The organism is Actinoplanes awajinensis subsp. mycoplanecinus, assembly GCF_001509495.1.
Classification (GTDB): Bacteria; Actinomycetota; Actinomycetes; order Mycobacteriales; family Micromonosporaceae; genus Actinoplanes; species Actinoplanes palleronii.
On the sequence record NZ_LLZH01000294.1, the window covers coordinates 123692 to 148773 of the forward strand.

Here is a 25082-nt window from a genome sequence, read left to right on the forward strand (position 1 = left end):
GTGAGCGTCGACCAGGGCAAGGTGGTCGCGCGCACGGCACAGGGCAAGCGGCTGAAAAGCCTGCCCAAGGCACTCAAGGACCACGAGGCGGTGCTCGGCCTCCGGCAGCTCGTCGAGTGGCTGACCCGGCACGAGACGACGTGCCGGACCGAGGTCGAGCGGTGGATGATCCGCTCGTTGCCGGTGCCGGTCGCGGTCATCGCCCAGGTCTGGGCCGACGAGTCGTGGCGGGCCGTGCTGCGCGACCTGGTGGTCGTGCCGGTCGGCGCCGACGGCGCGTGGGATGTCGCCGGCGCCGGGCTGCTGCGCGACGCCGAGGAGGCCAAGGGCCTCGGCGTCGTCGACCTCGACGGCGAGTCCACCCGGATCACCGCGGAGCGGGTCGCGATCCCGCACCCGGTCCGGCTCCCCGACCTCGACGACCTCCGCGAGTTCGCCTCCGACCTCGGCGTCGAGCAGGGCACCCTGCAGCTGTTCCGCGAGGTCTGGCACCGGCCGGCCGAGCCGGCCGAGCAGCGGCGCGAGCTGGCCCGCTACTCCGGCGCGAAGTTCAAGGAGCTGCGCCACGTGCAGTCCCGGGCCTCCGCCGCGGGATATCGCGTGCAGGGCGGCACCGCGGTCTGCCGGATCTGGGAGGACGGCCGGACCGTTGTCGCCTCGGTGTGGATCGGCGAGGGCGACCCGGGGTATGAGACCGAGACCTCCGACCTGTCCTTCGCCGACGCGGCCGGGCAGCGACTGGAGCCCGCCGACGTGCCGCCGGTGGCCTGGTCCGAGGGCCTGCGGATGGCCGCCACCCTGCACGCCGGCCGGGTCGTCGACGAGGAGCAGTCCGAGCGATGAGCACGACACTGCTCGAGGCCGGCGCGATCCTGCCCGGCCGGTCCACTGACGCCACCCTCGACACGATGACCGCCCGCGCCTATCGGCACCCGGCGCTGGACGGCCGCACCGTGGTCCGGCTGACCGGCGCGACCGTCGGCCCGGCCGAGGACCTGAGCATGGAGTTCCTCGGCTTCCAGGCGGCCGGGGTCACCGAGGTCGGGCACGGCCGGCGGCACGCGCTGGGCTTCCCGGCCTGGGCGCTGGTGCACGACCCGGCCAACGGGCGGCACGCGCTCGCCATGGTCAAGGACATGGAGAAGCTGGCCCGGACCGCGCGCAACAAACCCGGCAACGCCCGCGACGGCTATCTCGCCCTGGCCCAGCGGCTCGGCGACGCCGCACCGCAGTTCCTGCCGACGTTCTGGGAGCAGGCCGGGCGCGCGTTCCTGGCCGTCGACAACCAGCGGATGGCCGGGACCTGCTTCACCGACGCCCGCCGCGCCGAGCAGGTGCACGGGCTGACCGTCGACGAGGACCGGCTCCGCGACGTGCACCTGGAGTTCGCGTTCGGCGGGGCGCTGACCGCGGCCATGCTCACGGCGTATTCGCGCGAGGTGGTCACCCGGCGGACCCCGGCCGAGGCGTACCAGCTGGTCCGGTCCCTGGCACTGCAGCGGGTCGCGGGCGGGCTGGCGCCGCACGCGTCGATGGCGGCCGACCTGGCCCGGCTGGCGAAGGCCGCCGGGCTGGACGCCGAGGTGGAGGCCGACACGGTCGTGGCGCTGACCCTGACCTACCCGGCGACGGCCCGCGCCCACCCGGCGGTGTGGAAGGCGTACCGGAAGAACCTGGTCCGGCTCGGCAAGCGCGACGCCGCCGTCCGCGCCCGGCTGCTGGAGATCGTCCCGGACCCGCCGGGGTGGGACACCGACATCCGTGACCAGTGGCTGGAGCTGCTCGACGCCACCGGCGCGGCCGCCGACCTGACCTCCCCCGCCGTCTCCGGCGTCTCGGCCGCGCGCTGGCTGGCCCGGTTCCTGGCGATCCACCTGCATCATCGGGCCGGGCGCCGCCACGCCGGGCTGCTCGACCTGGCCGGCCGGATGACCCGGCGGCTGATCGCCGAGGGCGGGGTGACCGTCGCCACCGACCCGTGGCAGGCCGACGTGGACCTGGTCGACGTGCTGCGGGCCGGTGGCGTGCCCGTCCGGGTCGGCCCGGCCGACGCGCACGGGTTCCACATCCGGGCCTGGGCGGACGACGCCGGCGCGGGCCGCCGCGACCTGGCCGCGGTCGCCGCCGACCCGGAGCTACGGCCGCTGCTGCGCCGGGGCGTCCGCCGGCTGCTCGCCTCGTTCCGCGGCGACGACGGCCTCGCCGATCCGCCGCTGCCGGCCCCGATGCTGACCGAGCGGTTCAGCCCGGCCGGCGTCCGGGAGGTGCTGGTCGAGCTGATCGGCGACCTCGCCGGGCGGGCCGGCGCCGGCGGCGTGGCCGGGCTCGAGGCCAACCTGATCACGCTCGGCCCGCTCTGGTCGGCGGCCGGCGTCGCGCTCGCCCCTGATGCGTTCGGTCGGCTGCCGGCCGTCGACGTGGCGGCGGTGCTCGGCCGCACGCTGCGCGCCGGGTCGCCCGCGGAGCTGACCTGGCCGGCGTACGAGCGGGCCGCGGCCCGGCTGGAGCGCCTCGAGCAGGGCGTGTCCTGGCCCGACCTGGTGCTGCACGACCAGCGGACGGCCCAGGTGATCAGCCCGGACGGCCGGGTCACCGAGCACGTGTTCCGGATCCCGTCGGCCGGGCACCGGCACGCGCCCGGCCGCTGGTCGCGCACCTCCTGCCTGGCCGCCGACGGCGAGCTGCTGGTGTGCTGGAGCACCGACGACGGCCAGGCCGGGTACTGGTCGTCGCACCCCGACGAGGTGATCGAGGGCGAGTGGCAGCTCCAGTACGGCCTGCCGCTGCCGCTGCCGGGCGGCGGGCTGACCACCGGACAGCAACCGGTGCACGCCGGGGACGCCCGGATCGCGATAAACTCCGGCTACGCGGTGGCCTCGGACGGCACCACGTACTGGCGTCGTGAGCAGCAGTCCGGGGCCCGGGGCTGGCAGTGGCGGGAGTTCGACCCGCGGACCGGCCAGGCCGGGCGGATCAGCCGGCCGGCGTTCTTCGCCGCGGCCGGCGACGAGCTGATGGTTTACGAGAGCTCGCTGCGGCCGCTGCTGGCCGCGTTCGACGGCACACCGCTGGGCCGGCGGGACGGGCTGGCCGGCTGGCGGCTGACCCGGACCTCCGAGGGGGTCCTCACCGGCACCGGCATCGACGGCCGCCAGGTGACCCTGCTCGGGCAGCACTCCGGCGACTGGCCGATCGGCGCGGTGTCCCTGCCCGGCACGGCCGCGCCGCTGCCGATCACTTCCGGACACCACGGTGTCCGGCTCTGGACCGCCGACGGCGAGCACCTGCTGGCCACCGAGTCCCTGCCCAGCGCCACCCTGCCGCCGCTGGACTGGTGGCACGCGCTGCGGACCCGGGACGAGGCCGGCTCCGCCGCGCTGCGGGTCGTCGACGACGCCACCGCGGCCGCCCTGCTCACCGTCGCCGACACGGTGACCGGCCCGGCCGAGCTGCACGCGGCGGCGACCGCGAACCTCGCGGCCCACCTGCCCGCGATCACCGACGCCACGCTGCGCGACCGGATCGCCGGGGTGGTCACCCTCGCGGTCCGGCTGCGCCGCCGGCTCGCCGAGGTCACCGCGCTGCTCGGCCGGCAGCCGGAGCGGGCGTCGCGGGTGCCGCTGGTCGCCGACGACGCGCTGCGCGCCGCCTGGGCCGGGCTGTGCGACTCCGGGAACGACTACCGGTCCACGGCCCCCGACCACCAGTTCCTGGAGCAGGTGGCCGGAGCCGGCGCCCTGCTCGCCGGCGCGCCGGACCCCGCCGTCCCGCTGCCGACCGCGCCCGCGGAGTGGGTGCCGCTGCTGGCCGGCCTCGGCGCCCTGGCGCTGCGGGCCGCCTCACCGGCCACCGGCGACGACGACCGGGCCGCGCTGAGCGCCCTGCTCGGCACGATCGCCGGCACACCCCTGGACGGCAGCGGCCCGCCGATCCGCCTGCTGGAGGTGGTCCAGGAGGCCCGGCTCGACGGCACCGTCGACGTGTACCGCGACGGTGGGCGGACCCTCGTCCTCTTCGCCCCGAACGGTTTCCACCGTCTGCAGATACCCAACCGCTGGAATCACCGGGCGATCCAGGCGGCGCCGGACGGGGTGTTCGCGCTGCCGTCCGGGCCGGCCCTGTTCGACCGCGCGTCGGCCCGGCCCAGCGGCCGGCTCGCCGGTGACCGCCTGCGCACGTTCCTGACCCTGCTCGCCGAGCGCGGGCCGGCGCCGTGGCGGCCGGAAGCGGCCGACGCCCTGGCCGAGGCGACCGGGATGGGCCGGGCCGAGGCGGTGCTCCTGCTCGCCGGGCTGCCCGACATCGCCACGTGGCGGGCGACGTATCTGACCACGCAGCAGCGCGCCGCGATCGGCGTCGCCCAGCCGCCCGCCCGGATCGCCCGGACCACGCTGCAGAAGCTGAGCATGACCGAGCGGGTGGCGCTGCTCGACGCGGCGATGCCCGCCGACCCGGTGGACCTCTGGGAACGCGGACCGGACGTGGCCTCGATCGCGGCGGCGTGGATCGCGCTGCGCGGCCGCCGGGTGGCCGTGCCGGAGCAGCTCGTCGGCGAGGTGGCCCGGCTGGTCAACGCGTCGCGGGCGTCCACCGTGCTGCAGGCGATCGCCGGGCCCGGCCCCGACGACTGGCTGAACACCGACGGCCGGTGCGTCCCGCGCGGCAACCACTGGATCGTCACGGAGGCCGAGCGGGGTGTGCCGTTCACCGAGGAGCACCTGCACCTGACGGCCATCGTCCTGCCCTGGCTGGCGTATTCGCTGAGCTGGGACGATCCGCTGCGGGGCACGCTGCCCGAGGCGCTGCGCCTGATCCGGGAACGACTGCGCAACCCGCATCTGCTGGTCGGGTCCATGATGCACCGGGCGAGCACCCGGCCCGACGCCGGACCGGCCGTCGTCGACGGCGTCACCTACAACACCCACGTGGTCCTGCACCTCGTCCCGGCGCACCTGACCGGCCCGGACGACCCGGCGATCGGGTTCGTCGACGACGCCACCGCGACCGCGCTGCGGATCCTGCTGTCCCCGGAGATCGACGAGGCGCTGAGCACCCCGGACGGCGCCACCGGGGATCCGCACGACCCTCGGGTCAGCGTGCCCGGCCTGGTCGCACAGGTGCAGGCGCGGCACGGGCTGGACGCCGACGCCGCCACGTACTACCTCCAGCTGCTCGCGTTGCCGGACCCGGCGGACAAGGCCGTACAGAAATGGAACGGCTGGAAACCCGCGGCCCTGCGCACGGTGCAGGCGGCCCTGATCGACAGCGGTCTGGTGGTGACCGCGAAACGGGAACGCGCCGGGCGGCCGGTGTTCCTGCCCGGCGGATGGCACCCGGACACGTCGCCGCGGCTCCCGGTGGAGACCTGGAAACTCCCGATGTACACGCAGATGTGGCAGGCCCGGCTGGTGATCCGGTCGCTGCCCGGGCTGTTCGGCACGGCCTGGGCCCGGGTCACCGACGGTGACCTGCCCCGCTACCACGACCTGGAGGAGACCCGGTGAGCGAGGCACTGCTGGCGGCCGGAGCGATCCTGGCCGGACCGGCCCCGGAGCCCGGGCCGGACACGATGACCGCGCGGGCCTATCGGCACCCGGCGCTCGACGGCCGCACGGTGGTCCGGCTGGTCGGCGCGACCGTCGGCCCGGCCGAGGACCTGAGCATGGAGTTCCTCGGCTTCGCGGCGGCCGGTGTCACCGAGGTGGGCCACGGGCGGCGGCAGGCGCTGGGCTTCCCCGCGTGGGCGCTGGTGCACGACCCGGCCAACGGCCGGCACGCGCTCGCCCTGGTCAAGGACATGGAACGGCTGGCCAGGACGGCCCGCGGCAAGCCCGGCAACGCCCGCGACGGCTACGCGGCCCTGGCCCAGCGGCTCGGCGGCGCGGCACCGCAGTTCCTGCCGACGTTCTGGGAGCAGGCCGGTCGGGCGTTCCTCGAGGCCGGCAACCCGCGGATGGCCGGGACCTGCTTCACCGACGCGCGCCGCGCCGAGCAGGTGCACGGGCTGGTCGTCGACGAGGAACGGGTGCGCGACGTGCACCTGGAGTTCGCGTTCGGCGGGGCGCTGACCGCGGCCATGCTCACCGCCTACTCGCGCGAGGTGGTCGGGCGGCATCCGGCGGCGGAGGCGTACGAGCTGGTCAAGACGCTGAGCCTGCGGCGGATCGCGGGTGGGCTGGCGCCGCAGGCCGGCCTGGCGACCGATCTGAACCGGCTGGCGAAGGCCGCCGGGCTGGACGCCGAGGCGGAGGCCGACGCGGTGGCCGCGCTGCTGCCGACCTACCCGGCGGCGGCCCGGGCGCACCCGTCGGTGTGGAAGGCGTACCGGAAGAGCCTGGTCCGGCTCGGCAAGCGGGACGACGCGGTCCGCGCCCGGCTGCTGGCGATCGTGCCGGACCCGCCGGGGCACCGCACCGAGTTCACCGACGACTGGGTGGAGTTGCTCGACGCCACCGGGGCGAGCGCCGACCTGGCCTCCGGAGCGGGCGGCCCGGCCGGTCGCTGGCTGGAACGGTTCCTGCACGGCCGGCGCCGGGGCCGGCGCAGCGAACGGCTGCTGGCGCTGGTCGAGCGGCTCGCGCCGCGGCTGATCGCCGAGGGCGGCGTGCAGATCGCGCCCGGCCCGTGGAGCACCGACCTCGACGTCCTCGACCTCTGCCTGGCCCTCGGCGTGCCGGCCACGGTCGGCAACCAGCACACCGCCTCCCGCTTCGACCTGCTCTCCTGGGCCCGGGACACCGGACCGGGCCGGCGGGATCTGACCGCGATCGCCGCCGACCCGGCCCTGCGCCCGATGCTGGGCGGGAGTGCCCGGCGGCTGTTCGCCCGGCGCGGCGGGGAGAACTCGCTGACCGCGCCACCGCTGTCCGACGCGGCACTGCAGCAGATGTTCGACGCGGCCGGCGTGCGCGACGTGCTGGCCGACCTGCTCGCCGAGCTGGCCGGGCGGGCCGGCGCGGGCACCGTCACCGGGCTCGATCACACCCTGACCGAGCTGGGCGCGCTGTGGTCGGCGACCGGTATGGCGTTCGCCCCGGAGGCGTTCGGCGGCCTGCTCGCGGTCGACCTGCCGGCGGTGCTGGCCCGGTCGCTGCGGGCCGGATTGATCACCGAGCTGAGCTGGCCGGCGTACGAGCGGGCCACGGCGCGGCTGCGGACCGTGCGGGCCGGGACGTCGTGGCCCGAGCTGGTGCTGCACGACGAGCAGACCGCGCTGGTCCTCGCGCCGGACGGGACGACCACCGAGCACGTGTTCCGGCTCCCGGCCGGCGCCCCCGTGCACCACGCCGGCGTCAACTGCGCGCTGGTGGACGGCGAGCTGGTGGTGAGCTGGTATTCCAGCGAGGGCCACCACGCGCACTACTGGTCGTCACGGCCGGACGAGGTGCGGCCGGGGGCCTGGCGGATCGCGTCGCCGGGCTGGACGACGCTGGGCGAGCCGCTGCCGATCCCGGGCGGGGGCCTGACCGCCGGGTCGCGGCCGCTGCACGCCGGGGACGCGCGGGTGCCCGGGGACGCCTATCCGGTGGCCACCGACGGGCAGGCGTTCTGGCGGTGCGAGTGGCACCAGGCCGCCGAGCGGACCTGGGCGTGGAGGTGGCGGGAGTTCGACCCGCACACCGGCGAGGGTGGCCGGCTCAGCGTGCCGGCGTTCTTCACCGCCGCCGAGACCGACAGCGGAGCCGCGGGGGACAGCTGGCTGGTTGCGCATGCGTGCCGGTTGCGGCCGGTCCCGGTGGCGTTCGCGGGCTCCCCGCTCGGCGTCCGGGACGGGATGGCCGGCTGGCGGGTGACCGCCACCGGCGCGGGCGTGCTGATCGGCACCGGCATCGACGGCCGCGAGGTCGTCATGCCGCGCCCCCGCCAGGAGCACCACGACCGCGGGGACCACGGCGAGACGCTTGTCGCCGCGGTGCTGCTGCCCGGCGCGACGGCGCCGCTGCCGGTCACCCGGCTCCGCGGCTATCCGGTGGGTGACCTGCGGATCTGGACCGCCGACGGCGAGCACCCGCTGACCGTCCAGCCGGACGTCACCCCGGCGCTGCCGCCGCTGGAGTGGTGGCACGCGATGCGGGCCCGCGACCAGGCCGGGTCGGCCGCGCTGCGCCGCCTCGACCCGGCGACCGCGGCCGCACTGCTCGCCGTGGACGCCACGGTGACCGGCACGAACGCGCTCGCCGCGGCGGCCACCGCGACCGTGCTGGCCCACCTGCCCGAGGTCACCGACACCACGCTGCGGCAGCGGATCGCCGAGGTGGTGGCCCGCACGGTGCTGCTGGGCCGGCGGATCGCCACCGTCCCGCAGCACCTGGGCGAGCAGCCGGTGGCCACCCGGCGACCGCCGGAGCTCACCGACCGCGCGCTGCGGCAGGCCTGGGACGGGCTGTGCGGTTCGGACAGCGCGTACTACTCCGGCTCGACCGCCGAGCAGAGCCAGATCGCGGAGCAGATCCAGCGGGTCGGCGCGCTGCTGGCCGCGCCGGGGGCAGCCGGACCGGAGGGGGTCCCGGCGCTCGGCGGGCAGTGGACGGCCCTGCTCACCGGGCTGGGCGCGGTCGCCCTGCGCGCGGCGTCCCCGGTGACCCCGGACGCCGACCGGGCCGCCCTGGCCGGTCTGCTCACCCTGATCGCCGGGACGCCGCTGGACGGCAGCGGTGTGCCGTTGCGGGTCATCGAGGTGGTCCAGGAGCGGATGGTCGCCGAGCCGGTCGAGGTGCACCGGGACGGCGAGCAGCTCACCGTGCTCTTCCCGCCCGGCCGCGGCTACGCCCTCCGCCAGGGCGCGCAGTGGCGGCGTCAGGCGCTGCAGGCCGCGCCGGACGGCGTGTTCACCCTGCCGGACGGCCTGTTCCTGCGGGCCGACGCCCCGCCGGGCGGCCGGCTCGCCGGCGACCGCCTGCGCACGTTCCTGACGCTGCTCGCCGAGCGCGGGCCGGCGCCGTGGCGGCCGGAGGCGGCCGACGCCCTCGCCGCGGCGACCGGGATGGCCCGCGCCGAGGCGGCGATGCTGCTCGGCGGGCTGCCCGGGGTGGCCCGGTGGGAGGCGAACTTCCTCGGCGCCGAGCAGCGCGCCCTGCTCGGCGTCTCCGCGGCGCACGCCAAGGTGGCGCGGGCCGGCCTGAGCGACCTGAGCTTCACGGAACGGATCGCGCTCCTCGACGCGGCGATGCCTGCCGAACCGGGCGACCTCTGGGAGCTCGGGCCGGACGTGGCGGCGATCGCCGAGCGGTGGATCGCGCTGCGCGGACGGCGGGCGGTCGTGCCGGACGACCTCGTCGCCGAGCTGGGCAAGGTGATGGACGCGTCCCGGGCCGCGGGCACGCTCCAGGCGATCGCCGCGCCGGCCGCCGGCGACTGGCTGACCACCGACGGCCGCAGCACCCCGGCGAGCCACGGGAGCATCCGGACCGAGGCCGGCGAGGGGGAGCCGTTCGACGTGCCGCACCTGCTGGCCGCCGCGACCGCGCTGTTCTGGCTGGGCTATCACCTCACCTGGGACGACCCGATCCGGGCCGCGCTGCCGGAGGCGCTGCGCCTGGTCCGCGAGCGGCTGCGGAACCCGCACCTGCTGATCGGCGCGTGGAACCATCCGCCGGAGGACGAGCCGGATCCCGGCCTGCCGCTGGTCCCCGGCGAGAGCTGGGGCCGCTACGCGGTGCACCACCTGGCGACGGCGCGGCTCGACGGCCCGGACGACCCGGCGCTCGGTCTGATCGGCGCGTTCGTCGCGAGCCCGCTGCGGATGCTGCTGTCCGCGTGGATGGACGACGTGGTGAGCACCCCGGCCGGGGCCACCGGTGACCCGCACGACCCGCGGGTGAGCGTGCCCGGCCTGGTCGCGCAGGTGCGGGACCGGCACGGGCTGGACCTCGACGCCGCGGCGTACTACCTGCAACTGCTGGCGCTGCGGGACCCGGTGGACAAGGCCGTACAGAAATGGAACGGCTGGAAACCCGCGGTCCTGCGCAAGGCACAGGCGGCCTTGACCGACAGCGGTCTGGTGGTGGCCGCCAAGCGGGAGCGCGCCGGACGGCCGGTCTTCCTGCCCGGCGGCTGGCAGCCGGCCCGGGCGCCGGTCGCGCCGATGGAGACCTGGAAACAACCGCTGTACGAAGTGGACGGGACGGTGGCGATGGCGCCGCCGATGTCCGTGCCACGCCTGTTCGCCACGGCCTGGGGCCGGGTCACCGACGGTGACCTGCCCCGCTACCACGATCTGAAGGAGACCCGGTGAGCGAGGCGCTGCTGGCGGCGGGAGCGATCCTGACCGGTCCGGCCGGGGAGCCCGGGCTGGACACGGTGACCGCCCGGTCCTATCGGCACCCGGTGCTGCCCGGGCGGACCGTGGTCCGGCTGGTCGGCGCGACCCTCGGCCCGGCCGAGGACCTGACCATGGAGTTCCTCGGGTTCACGGCCGGCGACCCGGTCCCGGTCGGGCACGCGCGGGCGCAGGCGCTGGGCTTCCCGGCGTGGGCCCTCGTCCACGATCCGGCCAACGGGCGGCACGCCCTGGCGCTGGTGAAGGACATCGAGAAGCTGGCCCGGACGGCGCGCAGCAAACCGGGCCTCGCGGTGGACGGCTACCACGCGCTGGCCGACCGGCTCGGCGCGGCCGCGCCACAGTTCCTGCCGACGTTCTGGGAACAGGCCGGGCGGGCGTTCCTCGACGCCGGCAACCCGCGGATGGCCGGGACGTGTTTCACCGGGGCCCGCCGCGCCGAACAGGTGCACGGGCTGGTCATCGACGAGGACCGGGTGCGCGACGTGCACCTGGAGTTCGCGTTCGGCGGGGCGCTGACCGCGGCGATGCTGACCGCGTACGCCCGCGGGGTGACCGACCGGCGGTCCGCGGCCGAGGCGTACCACCTGGTGCGGTCGCTCGCGGTGCGGCGGGTCGCCGGTGGGCTGGCGCCGCACGCCTCGATGGCCGCCGACCTGGCCCGGCTGGCGAAGGCCGCCGGGCTGGACGCCGAGGCGGAGGCCGACGCGGTGGCCGGGCAGCTGCTGGTGTTCCCGGCGACGGTCCGGGCGCACCCGTCGGTGTGGAAGGCGTACCGGAAGAGCCTGGTCCGGCTCGGCAAGCGGGACGCCGCGGTCCGCGACCGGCTGCGGCAGCTCGTCCCGGAGCCGCCCGGCTACGACACCGACATGACCGACCAGTGGCTGGAACTGCTCGACGCGGCCGGCGCGACCGGCGAGCTGATCCCGCCGGAGTCACCGGACGGCACGGCGAGCCGCTGGCTGGAACGGTTCCTGGCCGGCCGGGAGGCGGGGCGGATCACCGGCCGCAGCGCCCGGCTGATCGCGCTGGTCGAGCGGATGCTGCCGCGGCTGGTCGCCGAGGGTGGCCTGACGATCGCGTCCCGGCCGTGGTCGGCCGAGCTGGACCTGCTCGACCTGTGCCTGGCCGGCGGGGTGCCGGTCCGCTGCGGCGAGCAGGCCGGCGACCACCTGCCGCTCGAGTCGTGGGTGTCCGACACCGGGCCGGGCCGCCGGGACCTGGCCGCGATCGCCGCCGACCCGGTCTGGCGCCCGCTGCTGCGGCGCAGTGTCCGGACCGCCGTCAGCCGGGCCCGCTCCGGCGACTCGCTCACCGGCCCGGCGCTGCCGGCCGAGACCCTGACCGTCGCGTTCGGCGCGCCCGGGGTCCGCGACCTGCTGGTGGAGGAGCTCACCGAGCAGACCGTCCGGGCCGGGCAGGGCACCGTCGCCAGCCTCGACTTCGACCTGACCTCGCTGGCGCCGCTCTGGTCGCCGGCCGGGATGGCCCTCGTCCCGGACGGGTTCCGCCGGCTGCTGGCCGTGGACGTGCCGGGCGTGGTGCGCCGGACGCTGCGGGCCGGGCTGCCGGTGGAGCTGAGCTGGCCGGCGTACGAGGCGGCGGCCAAACAGAAGCTGCGGGTCAGCTTCGGCGACGCCTGGCCCGACCTGGTCGTGCACGATCACCTCTCCGCGCACGTCATCGCACCCGGCGACCGGGTCACCGAGCACGTGTTCCGGCTGCCGGGCGCCACCTACCAGGACGTCAGCTGCCGGCTCGTCGACGGTGACCTGCTGGTGGCCGGGTGGAACTGGGACGGGCGGGACGCGTACTGGTCGTCGCACCCGGCCGACGTGTTCGACGACGACCTGCGGGTCCACCCGGTGGCCTGGGGCGTGGCCGCGCTGCAACTGCCCCTGCCGGGCGGCGGGGTCACCACCGGCACCCGGCCGGTGCACCCCGGTGACCGGGTCGGTCCCGGGACGGCGTACCCGCTGGCCACCGACGGGCAGGCGCTCTGGCTCTGCGAGCCGTCACCGGAGCACGGCTGGCGGTGGCGCGAGTTCGACCCCCGCACCGGTCAGTACGGCCGGATCAGCATGCCCACGTTCTTCACCGGCGCCCCGGACGGCCACCGCCTGGTGGAGCAGGTCTGCCAGCTGCGGCCGGCCCCGGCGGCGTTCGCCGGGTCGCCGCTGGGCCGCCGCGACGGCCTGGTCGGCTGGCGCGCCGAGATCACCGCGGACGGCGACCAGGCCGGCGAGAGCGTCGACGGCCGCCGGGTCACGCTGCCGCAGCGCACCCTGAGCCGGTTCGACCGGGACAGCGGGTCGTCCCGGCTCAGCGCCGCGGTGCTGCTCCCGGGCGCGACCGTCCCGCTGCCGATCACCCGGACCGACGGCCACTCCCGCGGACGCCTGCAGATCTGGACCGCGGACGGCGAGCACCTGCTGGCCGAGCAGCCGGACGGGACCAGCACGCTGCCGCCGCTGGCCTGGTGGCACGGGCTGCGGGCCCGCGACGAGGCCGGGTCGGCGGCGCTGCGCGAGCTGGACGAGGCGACCGCGGCCGCGTTGCTCATCGTGGACGGCGCGGTGACCGGCACCGCGCAGGTCAAGGCGGCCGTGGCGGCGAACCTCGCGGCGCACCTGCCGGCGGTCACCGACGAGGTGCTGCGGGACCGGATCGTCGAGGTGGTCGCCCGGGCGGTCCGGCTGCGGCGGCGGATCACCGAGATCCCGCAGCACCTGGACGCCGTGCCGGCGGCGGCCGGCCCGGCGCCGGCCGTCGCCGACGACGTGCTGGAGGAGGCGTGGCGCGGCCTGTGCGGCTTCAGTCACCAGACCCACCACGGGTACGGAACCGGGAGGGAGGGCCGCCACGACATCCTGGCCCAGGTCGGCGCGGTCGCGGCCACGCTCGGCGGCGACGAGCCGGTGCCGTTGCGCGCGGTCGAGCCGGTCTGGTTGCCGCTGCTGGCCGGGCCGGGCGCGGTGGCCCTGCGTGCGGCGTCCCCGGTGACCGGCGACGACGGCCGGCGGGCGCTCGCCGCGTTCCTGGCCACGGTGGCCGGCACCCCGCTCGACGGCGGCGCGCCGCTGCGTGTGCTGTACCTGTCCCACCCGGACAAGGCCCCGGCCCACCCGAACTCGCGGCACACCGTGCTGCTGCCGGGCGAGCAGCAGTACTACGGCAAGGACCGGACGGTCACCCACGCCGGGGTGCAGCTCACCCCGTTCGATCCGCCCGCCGGCATGACCCTCGAGGAGGAGCTGCGGGCCGGCGGCCGGCTCTCCGGCGAGCGGCTGCGCACGTTCGGCGCGCTGCTCGCCGAGCACGGGCCGGCGCCGTGGCGGCCGGAGGCGGCCGAGGCCCTCGCCGCGGCGACCGGGATGACCCGGGCCGAGGCGATCCTGCTGCTGGCCGGGCTGCCCGGGATCGCCTCGTGGGAGGCGAACTTCCTCACCGCCGGGCAGCGCACGGTGCTCGGCCTGACCTCGGCACACGCGAAGGTGGGGCAGGCCGCGCTGCGCGAGCTGACCCCGCCGCAGCGGGTCGCGCTGCTCGACGCGGCGATGCCCGCCGACCCGGCCGCTCTCTGGACCCACGGGCCGGACGTGCCCGCGGTCGCCGAGGTGTGGATCCGGATCCGCGGCCGGCGGACGCCGGTGCCCGAGGACCTGGTCGCCGAGCTGGCCCGGATCACCGACCGGGAGCGGGCCGCGGCGGTGCTGCAGGCGATCGCCGGGCCCGGCCCGGGTGACTGGCTGAGCACCGACGGCCGGACCGAGCGCGGCGGGTGGTCGCTGCAGACCCGGGCCGCCACCGGGGTGCCGTTCGACGAGGGTTACCTGCACGCCGCGGCGGCCGCGCTGCCCTGGCTGGCCTACGGACTGACCTGGGACGATCCGCTGCGGGCCGGGCTGCCCGAGGCGTTGCGACTGATCCGCGAACGGCTGCGCCACCCGCACCTGGCGGTCGGGACCGGCGAGCACGAGGCGACCGCCCGCCCGGCGGCCGGGCCCGCGCTGGTCGACGGCTGCACCTACGGCGGGACGGTGCGCCACCACGTCGTACCGGCGCTGCTGTCCGGGCCGGACGATCCGGTGCTCGGCCTGATCGACGACGACACCGCGAGCAGCCTGCGGGTGGTGCTCGGCGGGTGGCTGGACCGGGTGGTCGCCGCCCCGGCCGGCGCCGGCGGGGATCCACACGACCCCCGGGTCGCGGCACCGGAGCTGGTCGACGCGGCCGGTGCGCGGCTCGGGGTGGACAGGGCGGCGGCCACGTATTACCTCCAGGTGCTCGCGCTGCCGGATCCGACGGACAAGGCCGTACAGAAATGGAACGGCTGGAACGTCGCCGCGCTGCGCAAGGCGCAGACGGTCCTGACCGACAACGGTCTGCTGGTGGCGGCGAAGCGGGAGCGGGCCGCCCGGCCGGTGTTCCTGCCCGGCGGCTGGACACCGGCCCGGGTGCCGCGGCTGCCGGTCGAGACCTGGAAACTGCCGCTCTACCTGCACCTGAGCGGGCGGCAGTTCGTCACGCTGCCGCTGCCGCAGCTGTTCGCCGCCGCCTGGGCCAGGATCACCGCCGGTGACGTGCCCCGCTACCACGACCTGCAGGAGAAGCTGTGACCACGACGCGCCCGACCGCACCGGCCGCCGCCCCCGAGGCCGATCCGGCCGCCGCCCGGCAGATCGACCCGCCCGAGCATCGGTTCGCCGACGAGCTGGCCTTCCTCGCCGCCGCCGACACCGGGGCCCGGCCGCCCGGCTGGCGGCTCACGCCCCGGGCGGTGGTCACCTTCATCGGCGGCTCCGGCGGCGCGCTCCTCGACGGCCCGGGCGGCAAGCGGGTGATCGAGCCGAAGTTCGTCGGTGAGCGCGCGCTCGTCGAACGCTGCGTGGTCACCCTGGCCGGCGAACGCGGGCTGCTGCTGGTCGGTGAGCCGGGCACGGCCAAGTCGATGCTCTCCGAGCTGCTCGCCGCGGCGATCTGCGGGACCAGCGCCCTGGCCGTGCAGGGCACCGCCGGCACCACCGAGGACCAGCTCCGGTACGGCTGGAACTACGCGCTGCTGCTGGCACAGGGCCCGTCGCCGGAATCCCTGGTGGCGTCGCCGATCCTGACCGCGATGACCACCGGCGCGGTCGCCCGGGTCGAGGAGATCACCCGCTGCCTGCCCGAGGTGCAGGACGCCCTCGTGTCGATCATGTCGGAGCGCCGGATCAGCGTGCCCGAGCTGGCCGGGCAGGACGGGGCGGTCGGGTATGCCGTACCCGGGTTCTGCCTGATCGCGACGGCCAACCTGCGCGACCGCGGGGTGTCCGAGATGTCGGCCGCGCTGAAACGGCGGTTCAACTTCGAGGTGGTCCCGCCGATCGCCGACCTGGACGCCGAGGTCGCGCTGGTCACCCGGCAGGCCCGGGCGTCGGTGGAGCGCGGCGGGGCGGCCTTCGAGGTGGACGAGGCGGTGCTGGAGACGCTGGTGACCGCGTTCCGGGACCTGCGGAACGGGATCAGCGCGGAAGGCTGGGAGGTGGAACGGCCGTCGTCGGTGATGAGCACCGCCGAGGCGGTGGCGGTGGCGGCGTCGATCGGGCTGTCCGCGGCGTACCTGCCGGGGCCGGATCCGCTGTCGCTGCTGCCCGGGCACCTGCTCGGGGTGGTCCGCAAGGACGACCCGGCGGACGCGGAGCGGTTGCTGGCGTACTGGGACGGTGCGCTGCGGCGGCGCGCCGAGGCCGGTGGCCGGATGTGGCGGCAGCTGTGGGAGCACCGGGACGTGCTCCGTGACTGACCCGCGCGCCGCCGTCGACCGGCTCGCCGGGGACGCCCGGGTGCAGCTGATCGGGGTGCGGCACCACTCGCCGGTGCTGGCCGCGGCGATCCCCGCGCTGCTCGACGCGTTCCGGCCGGCGACGGTGCTGGTCGAGCTGCCCGCCGAGATGCAGCCGTGGGTCCACTGGCTGTCCGATCCGGACACCGTCGCGCCGGTCGCCCTCGCGGCCGCCGGTGAGGACCGGCCGCTGGCGTTCTACCCGTTCGCCGACTTCAGCCCGGAGCTGGCCGCGGTCCGCTGGGCGCGCCGCCACGAGGTGCCGGTGATCTGCGCGGATCTCCCGCTGACCGATCCGGCCTGGGAGTCCGAGCGATCCGCTTCGATGCCTGTCGCCGACGGGCCGGGGCTTCGCGAGACCGTGCACGCCACGATGTCCGGACGCGCCGGGGACGATCTCTGGGACCGATGGATCGAGGCGGAGGCGCCGGGCAGTCCGCCGGAAGCGGTCCGGCGGGCCGCTCTCGCGGCCGGGTGGGCACTGCGGCAGGACACTTCACGGTACGGCGTGGAGCCGCTCGACCTGCGCCGCGAAGCCTGGATGCGCCGGTGCCTCGCCGATGTGGCGGGGCCGGTCTCCGCCGTGGTCGGAGCATTCCACGCGCCGGCGCTGCTCGACGGCACGTCGATGGGGCCCCTCGCCGCGCCGGACCCGGCAGGTTCTTTACTCGCGCCGCGCCCGGGTGGGCGGGATCAGCCGGTGATCTCGCTGGTTCCGTACACGTTCGACCTGCTGGACGCCCGGTCCGGTTATCCGGCCGGTATCCGGGACCCGCGCTGGCAGCAGGCGGTCCTCGAGGGTGGCGCCGAGCCGGACCGGGTGCGGGCCGCGGCCGACCGGTTCGCCGTCGAGGTGACCCGGGCGCTGCGGGCACAGGGCCAGCCGGCCGGGCCGGGCGAGGCGGCCGAGGTGACCCGGCTGGCCGCGGACCTCGCCGGGCTGCGCCGGTTGCCCGCCCCCGGCCGTGGCGAACTCGTCGAAGCCCTGCAGACAGTGCTCGCGCAGGGCGCGCCGGCCGGTACCGGGCGGGGTGTCGCGCGGGCCATGGACGAGGTGCTGATCGGACGGCGGCGCGGCCGGCTGCCCGGCGGCGTCCCGGTCACCGGGCTGCGGCCGGCGGTCGAGGGGGAGATCGCCGCGCGGAAGCTGCCCGGTCCGGGCCGCCCCGGCGAGCGGATCCGGCTCGACCCGCTGCGCTCCCCCACCGACCGCGCCCGTGAGCTGATCATCCGTCGGCTGGCCGCGTGCGGCGCTCCCTACGGTGACCCGGGCACGGCCGGGCCGGTCTCCGGCGGCGAGACGCTGACCACCACCTGGCGGGTGGAGTGGACCCCGGCCGTGGACGCGGCGCTGGGCCTGGCCGGCCTGCACGGGGTCACCCTGGCCCAGGCCGCGGAGGGGATGCTCGCCGCCCGCCGCCGCCGGGAGCAGCAGGCCGGCGGCCCGACCGCGGAGCAGGCCCTGGCGGGTCTGGAGCAGGCCGCGGTCTGCGGGCTGCCGGGACTGGCCGGCGAGCGGCTCGGCGACGTCCGGCAGGCGGTCTGCCACGGCGGCGGCGTCCAGCAGATCATCAGCGCCCTGCACTTGATCAACCGCATCGAGCGCGGCCACATCCCCGGCCTCCCCGCCGCGCCTGCGGAGCCCGCCGCCCTCTCCTCCTCGGCCTCCGATCCGGCCGCGGCCCCTGACGGGCTCGGGGCGGCCCGGGACGAGCTGCACGCCGCGGCGGTCGCGGCGGTCGGCGGGCTCGCCGGGTCGACGCGGCTCGAGGATGCCCGGGCGTTGCCGGACCTGGTCCAGGCCGCTGACGAGGCCGGGCGGCGGCTCCGGCTGGGCCGGGCGATCCACGGCCTGGCCCGGAACGGCACACCGCTGATGTCCGGGGCCGCGATCGCGGTCGGCGTGCTGCTCGGGCACGATTCGCCGGAGGCGTTCGGCGTCCGGCTGGCGTCCTGGGCCGACCTGCCGGATGCCGGGGCGACCGATCGGCTGCGCGGGGCGCTCAGTGTCGCCGGCGCGCTGCTGCAGTCCGGGGGCGAGTTCCTGACGCCGCTGATGGACACCGTTGACCGGATGCCGGACGACGACTTCGTCAAGCGTCTCCCGGCGTTGCGTGGCGGGTTCGACGCGCTGAGCCCGGCCGATCGGGACCGCCTGCTGCGCACGGTCGGCGAACGCCACGGCACGGTCGACGAACACCTGCCCACCGACGCGGCCACGGTGGCCGGCTGGATCGCCGCCGACCGGGCCGGTCTGACCGCCCTGCGAGCGCTGGGCCTCACCCCCACCGCAGCCCCGGCCCCGGCGGCTCCGGCTGCGGCCTCGGCCGCCTTCGGGCCGGACCCGGCCGCCCCCACCACGGCCCCGGCCACCCACCGCCCCGGGTTACCGCCGGCCTCAGCCGCCGCCGCGCCTGAGCCGGGTGAGCCGCGCCCGGATGTCACGACGGACGGGATTTCGCCCGGGCAGCGCTGGCGGCTGCTGCTCGGCCGGGAGCACGAGAAACTGTCCCCGAGACAGCGCCGGATGGCCACGGCGCTCGACGAGCTCTACGGCACCGGGCGCGGCGAGGGTGCCTACACCGTGGACGGCAGCGGCGCGGGGCGGGAGGCGGCCTACCCCGAGATCCGGGACTGGCTCACCGATCTGGAGGCGCTGTTCGGCACGTCCGTACGAGATGAGGTCCTGGCCCGGGCCGCGGAACGCGGACGCCTCGACGCGGTCCTGGCCGCGGACCCGGACCGGGTGCGGCCCTCGATCGACCTGCTGCACGCGGTGCTGTCGATGGCCGGCGGCCTGCCCGAGGCGCGCCTGGCCCGGCTGCGGCCGCTGGTCGCCCGGCTCACCGCCGAGCTCACCGCGCAGCTGGCCCGGCGGATCCGCCCGGCGCTGACCGGCCTGGGCACGCCCCGGCCGACCCGCCGCCCGACCGGCCGCCTCGACCTGGCCGCGACCGTACGCCAGAATCTGCACACCGTGCGCCGCGACGCGACCGGGCGGCCGCAGCTGCTCCCGGAGCGGCCGGTGTTCCGCAGCCCGGGCCGGCGCAGCGTCGACTGGCAGGTCATCCTGCTCGTCGACGTCTCCGGCTCGATGGAGGCGTCGACGATCTGGGCGGCGCTGACCGCTTCCGTGCTGGCCGGGGTGCCCGCTCTGCGGACCCACTTCGTGACGTTCTCCACCGAGGTCATCGACCTCACCGACCGGGTCACCGATCCGCTCTCGCTGCTGCTGGAGATCCGGGTCGGCGGTGGCACGCACATCGCCGCCGGGCTGCGCTACGCCCGGCAGATCACGCTGGTGCCGAGCCGCACGCTGGTCGTCACGATCAGTGACTTCGAGGAGGGGTACTCGGTCGGTGACCTGGTCGGCGCGGCCCGGGCCCTGGTCGACGACGGGGTGACGCTGCTCGGCTGCGCCAGTCTCGACGACCGGGGCCGCCCGCGGTACAGCACCGGCGTCGCGTCCCAACTGGTCGGCGCGGGCATGCCGGTCGCCGCACTGAGCCCGGCCGAGCTGGCCGGATGGATCGGAGACAAGGTTCGATGAGTCTGCCACCGGTCGATCCCGCGGTCACCGCCGAGGCGGTCGCGGCCCTCCCCGCTCGCCTGCGCAAACGGCTCGACGAGGCGGTCACCCAGGCCCGGGGCTGGCCGGTGGAGACGGCGGGCGATCGGGTCACGGTCCGTCCCGACGATCAGGTGTACGTCGTGCTGACCGTCCCCGTCACCGACCCGGCGGACGCCGTCTGCAGTTGCCTGCTGGCACCCCGCTGCCTGCACCGGACCGCGGTCCTGAGCGCCGCCCCGATCCGCGCCGGCGGTGACGATCCCCCCGCGCCCACCGACGATCCCGCCTCCGACAGCGACCCCGCGCGGACCGGCACGGCACCCCCGGACCAGCCACAGCCCGGCGGCCCCGAAGTCAGCGCGGCGCAAGCCGACGCGGCACAAGGGCTCTGGGTGGTAGCGGCCACGATCCTGGCCAACGGCATCGCCGGTGCCGGAGCGGTCGCACAGGCCGATCTGCTGCGCGCCGTGCACCAGGCGCGCGCGACCGGCCTGCACGGACCCGCGGCGGCCGCGATCCGGGTCGTCGAGCACCTGCGGGCCGGGCGCCGGGCGGAACCCGCGTTCCGGCTCGCCGACCTCGCCGACGACCTGCGGGAACTCCTCGCCGCCTGCCACCGGCTGGCGGCCGGCGACGGCACCGTGGCCGGGGTGGCCCGGCGCGACTACGAGCCGGTCGGCGACCTGCGCCTCTACGGACTGTTCTGCGAACCGATCCGCGCCGCCACCGGGCACGCCGGCGCGGTGACCTACCTGGCCGATCCCACCGGGCGCCTCTGGGTGGTCTCCGACGTCAAGCCGTCCGACCGGGCGGCCACCGGGTCGGCGACCCGCGCCTCGGTCGACCTCGGTGAGGTCCGGCTCAGTCATCACGCCCTGTCCCGGGCCGGCCTGCGCGCGATCAACGCGCACGCGTCGACCGTCGGCCGGCTCAGCCACGGACGCGCCCGGCAGGCGGTGGCCGCGCCCGGCGCGGGCTGGTTCGACCCGCCGCTCGACGCCCTCTGGCAGCCCTCACTCGCCGAGCAGGTGGACCGCTGGCTGGCGGGCACCGTGCTGCCCGCGCACGCCCGGCCCGCCGCTCACGACCTGGCCTTCCTGGACGGCACCGTCCTCGGCACCGACCGCCGCGGCCTCCTGCTCACCCTCGACCGGCCCGACGCCGCCCCGCCGCTCACCGTCGTCGTCTCCGCGCCGCACGAGGACCCCGCGCTGCCCTACGTCACCAACCTGCGGGTCCTCGGCATCCACGCCACCGGCCGGCGCATCCGGCTGGTCGGCCGCTTCACCGGCCCGCGCCAGGTGGACGGTCTGGCCTTCTCCGCGCGATGGCTCCAGGCCGGAGCGACCGGCGACACCGCGCACGGCGGCAACACCGGGCACGGCGGGCACGGCGGCCATGTCGATCTCGGCGCCACCCCGCTCACCCGCGCCGACGTGGCCGAGACCGTCCGTGCCCGGGGCAACTTCCTCTCCCCCGGCGCCACCTTCCACACCGTCGCCGGCCGGCCCGTCCTCGACCCCACGCCGAGCCCCGCACCCGCCGCACCCCCGCTCCACCTGCTGCGTCACCAGGTGGAACGGGTCGCCTCGGCGGGCCGCTCGGCCCTGCTCTCCGGGGTGGACGCCGACGCGCGCCGGCTCGCCGACGCCCATCTCGGCACGGCGAGCGCGGTGCTCACCGGGCTCGCCGCGGCCGGGGTCCGGCGTACCCGGGACGTCTTCGGCCGCCTCGACCCGCACGACGCGGACCGGCTGGCGCGGGCCTGGCTCACCGCGGCGGTCTACGAGCAGGCCGCGACCCGGGCGACCACCCGGCAGGCCTGGTCCGCCCCGGCGCCCGAAGCGCCGCCGCCCTGACCCGCACCAACCCACCGTGTGAAGTTTCGGCGCGCTGCGCGCCGAAACTTCACACACCGGGTCAGGCGGGCTGGGCGGAACGCTGCAGGTCGGCGAGCCGCAGCTCGACGATCCGGGCCGGCGGGACCGGCCGGGACCAGTAATAACCCTGGCCGTACTGATAGCCGAGCGACCGCAGCAGGTCGCGCTGCTCGGACGTCTCGATCCCCTCGGCCACCGACGCCAGCGCCAGCGCCGAGGCCATCTGGCTCACCGCGGTGGCCACCGCCGACTGCCGGCCCACCGTGTTGATCGACTCGACGAACGAGCGGTCCAGCTTCAGCGTGGTCACCGGGCAGGTCAGCAGCAGCCCGAGCGACGACGCCGCGGTGCCGAAGTCGTCGAGCGCCAGCTTCACGCCGAGGCCGCGCAGCGCCAGCATCGCCTCGTTGGACGCCTCGTCGTCGAGCACCGCGGTCTCGGTGACCTCGATGCTCAGACAGGCCGGCGGCAGCTTGTTGATCGCCAGCGCCGCGGCCACGTCGTCGACCAGCTGGACGTCCCGCAGTTGCCGGCCGGCCACGTTGACCCCGACGGTCAGCGAATCGACGCCGGGGAACTCGGCGCGCCACTCGGCCGCCTGCCGGCACGCCTCCTGCAGCGCCCACCGCCCGATCGCCACGATCTGGCCGGTACGTTCCGCGATCGGGATGAACTCGACCGGCGACACCATGCCGCGGGTCGGGTGGTTCCACCGGATCAGCGCCTCGACCCCGGTCAGCCGCTCGTCGGAGAGCCGGACGATCGGCTGGTAGACCAGGCTGAACTGGTTCTCCTCGATGGCCGTGGTCATCTCCCGGATGAGCACCGCCTCGGCGCTGATCCGGGCGCCCATCTCGCCGGTGTAGGCCACCCACATGCCCTTGCCGCGGCGTTTCGCCTCGTACATCGCGATGTCCGCGTTGCTGAGCAGGGTCTGCGGGTCGTCGCCGGGGCGGGCCTGCGCGACGCCGACGCTGGCCCGGGTGACGATGGTGTGCTGCTGCACCACGATCGGCACGGCCAGGCGCCGCAGGATCTCCTCGCACACCCGGCCGGCGATCTCCGGACCGGCGCCGGGCAGCAGCACGGCGAACTCGTCACCGCCGAGCCGGGAGACCACGTCGTCGGTGCGTACCGCCGCCTGCAGCCGCTGCGCCACCTCGACCAGCAGCGTGTCGCCGGCCGCGTGACCCATGGTGTCGTTGGTGATCTTGAAGTCGTCCAGGTCGATCAGCAGGACCGCGCCGTCACCGTCGCAGTCGCGCATCAGGCTGTCGCGCATCAGCTCGCCGAAGTGGGTGCGGTTGGCGAGCCGGGTCAGCCCGTCGTACGACGCCCGGTCCCGCAGCTCCTCCATCGCCACGTCCAGGCGGGAGATCAGCATGGCGTTGTCGTGGAACGCGACCAGCTGCCGCCCGGCCACCAGGAACGTGATCACGACGACGCCGATCGTCGCGCCGTACATCTGTGAGCTGGTCTTCTCCGGCAGCATCATGAAGAAGACCACGAAGGTGATCGCGATCATCCCGTACGGGAGCAGGCTGTACGGCCGCCGCTTGACGCTCTGGTGTGCCCCGCCGCTGCGCACGATCACCTGCTGGATCCACGGTCCGACCGCGATCAGCAGGGACGGGGCCAGGCGGATGACGTAGACGTACGGATGATCAAGGGTTTGAAAATCGCCGGGCAGGAACGTGCTGACGCCCTGGACCATCGCGGCACTGACCATCGGCCAGGCGGCGATCCGGGCCATCGGCGGCGCCTGGACCAGGGCGACCTTGGTCGCCGAGAACGTCGCGACGAGCACCAGCGCCGCGGTGACACTGTCGTTGACCCGGCTGCTCTCGTTGCCGGAGACCGGGTTGAACGCGAAGCACCAGGCCACCACGCTCCCGCCGACCAGCACCGTGGTGGCGTCCAGCCAGAAGACGAACTTCTCCCGGATCGTGGTCAGCCCCTGCGGGAAGATCAGGCAGGCGATGACGTTGCTGGTCATCCCGACGGTGAAGAACACCGTCTGCACCGAGCCGCCGGACAGCGACGGCACGCTGGGCGCGAGCATGGACTGCAGGGCCTGGAACGTGTCGCCGGTGGTGAAGCACGCCCCGGCGAATCCGATCATGGTCCAGAACCGGCGGTACCGGGCGTGCGCGATCCACCGCAGCCGCCACCCGCCGTAGGCGAGCGCGAAGTCCAGCGGCACCTGCACGGTCCAGTACGCGCGCACCTGATCGACCGGCCGGCCGGCCAGCGCGAAGAACAGGATCCACCCGAGCAGGGTGATCCCGAGGAGGGTGAGCAGGACAGGATCCCGCCGCAACCGCCCGAACGTCGTCAAGTTGACCCTCCCCGGTCCTCGTGGTGAAGATCGGGTGCGACGGACGAAATCCGAGGACTCTTGAAATTTTAAAGATCAGAGACCGTACGACCGGCCGATGATGTCCCGCTGGATCTCACTGGTCCCGCCGTAGATCGTCGACACCAGCGTGGCCCGCACGTGCCGCTCCATGTCATATTCGGTCGCGTAGCCGTACCCGCCCATCATCTGCATGCCGGCCAGCGCGACCTGTTTCGCCACCTCGGTGGTCTTCAGTTTTGCCATCGAGCTCTCCCGGGCCAGCACCCGGCCGGGCGCGGCGTCGGCGAGCGCGGCCACCCGGTACACCAGCAGCCCGCAGCAGTCGATCTCGGTCGCCAGGTCGGCGATCCGGTGCCGCTGCACCTGGAACGTGCCGATCGCCCGGCCGAACTGCCGGCGCTCCCGGGCGTAGCCGAGCGCGTCGTCGAACGCCCGCCGCGCGGTGCCGAGCATCAGCGCGGCCAGGATCAGCCGTTCCAGATTCAGCCCGGCCATCAGCTGCCGCCACCCCTGCCCGGGCACGCCGACCACGGCATCGGCCGGCACCCGGCAGTCGGTGAACCACAGATCGTTGACCTCGCGGCCGCCCATCGTGTCGATCCCGGCGACCCGCAGCCCGGGTGTGCCGGCCGGCACCAGCAGCATGGTCAGCCCGTCGTGGTCGCCCGGCCGGCCGGCGGTGCGCGCCACCAACAGGATCGCGTCCGCGAAATGCGCGTTCGAACACCAGGTCTTCTGACCGTTGATCACCCACCCGCCGTCCGGGCCGGGGTCCGCCCGGCAGGCCAGGGCCGCGACATCGCTGCCGGCTTCCGGTTCGGACATCGCTATCGCAAAGGTACGACCGGCCGCCAGCCCGCCGCACACCGTCGCCTGCTGCCGGGCGGTCCCGGACCGGCGGACCGCCCCGGCCACGATGGCCGAGGTGGCGAACCCGCCGATGGGCGCCATCCCGTACCCGGTGTGCTCGAGGAAGACACAGGTGTCGACCAGGCCGGCATCGGTCACACCGAGCCAGCCGAGGCCGGCCATCCGCTCGTAGACCGCCGGGTTGTGCGGGTGTTCACCGCGCTGCTCCCGGGTGCCGGTCTCGCGCTTGCAGAAGTCGGTGACCGCCGAGGCGAACGCCCGCTGCTCGTCGGAGAAGTCGTGGTAATCGAGGCTCATGT

The 25082-nt window shown here is 75.9% G+C and carries 9 protein-coding genes; 7 read left to right on the plus strand and 2 right to left on the minus strand.

All coding sequences use genetic code 11. The annotated features are described in order from the left end of the window. From ADL15_RS33975 to ADL15_RS34005, 7 genes are read left to right on the plus strand one after another with little or no spacing between them, the layout of a single operon-like run. Positions 1 to 843, plus strand: a complete 843-nt coding sequence (locus ADL15_RS33975) for a DUF4132 domain-containing protein (protein WP_232344727.1) — start codon at positions 1 to 3, stop codon at positions 841 to 843. Next, positions 840 to 5504, plus strand: a complete 4665-nt coding sequence (locus tag ADL15_RS33980) for a hypothetical protein (RefSeq protein WP_067699693.1) — start codon at positions 840 to 842, stop codon at positions 5502 to 5504. The genes ADL15_RS33975 and ADL15_RS33980 overlap by 4 nt, the downstream gene beginning before the upstream one ends. Further along, entirely contained in the window at positions 5501 to 10234 is a 4734-nt protein-coding gene (locus ADL15_RS56625; protein WP_067699695.1) for a hypothetical protein, read from the plus strand. The genes ADL15_RS33980 and ADL15_RS56625 overlap by 4 nt, the downstream gene beginning before the upstream one ends. Beyond that, complete coding sequence (locus ADL15_RS33990; RefSeq protein WP_067699698.1) at positions 10231 to 14898, plus strand: hypothetical protein; 4668 nt, start codon at positions 10231 to 10233, stop codon at positions 14896 to 14898. The genes ADL15_RS56625 and ADL15_RS33990 overlap by 4 nt, the downstream gene beginning before the upstream one ends. Continuing rightward, positions 14895 to 16064: an ATP-binding protein gene (locus tag ADL15_RS33995; protein ID WP_067699699.1), complete on the plus strand. Its 1170-nt coding sequence runs from the start codon at positions 14895 to 14897 to the stop codon at positions 16062 to 16064. Before ADL15_RS33990 ends, ADL15_RS33995 begins: the two co-directional genes overlap by 4 nt. Beyond that, entirely contained in the window at positions 16057 to 19653 is a 3597-nt protein-coding gene (locus ADL15_RS34000; RefSeq protein WP_067699703.1) for a DUF5682 family protein, read from the plus strand. The genes ADL15_RS33995 and ADL15_RS34000 overlap by 8 nt, the downstream gene beginning before the upstream one ends. Next, positions 19650 to 21533 carry a hypothetical protein gene (locus ADL15_RS34005; protein ID WP_067699704.1) on the plus strand — a complete coding sequence of 628 codons (1884 nt, stop codon included), beginning with the start codon at positions 19650 to 19652 and terminating at the stop codon, positions 21531 to 21533. Before ADL15_RS34000 ends, ADL15_RS34005 begins: the two co-directional genes overlap by 4 nt. 61 nt (positions 21534 to 21594) lie before the next feature. Here the strand turns inward: ADL15_RS34005 and ADL15_RS34010 are convergent, their stop codons facing one another. Continuing rightward, positions 21595 to 23892, minus strand: coding sequence for a putative bifunctional diguanylate cyclase/phosphodiesterase (locus ADL15_RS34010; RefSeq protein ID WP_067699705.1), 2298 nt, complete (start codon positions 23890 to 23892; stop codon positions 21595 to 21597). A gap of 75 nt (positions 23893 to 23967) precedes the next feature. Then, positions 23968 to 25080, minus strand: a complete 1113-nt coding sequence (locus tag ADL15_RS34015; protein WP_067699706.1) for an acyl-CoA dehydrogenase family protein — start codon at positions 25078 to 25080, stop codon at positions 23968 to 23970. Between the last annotated feature and the right edge of the window lie 2 nt (positions 25081 to 25082).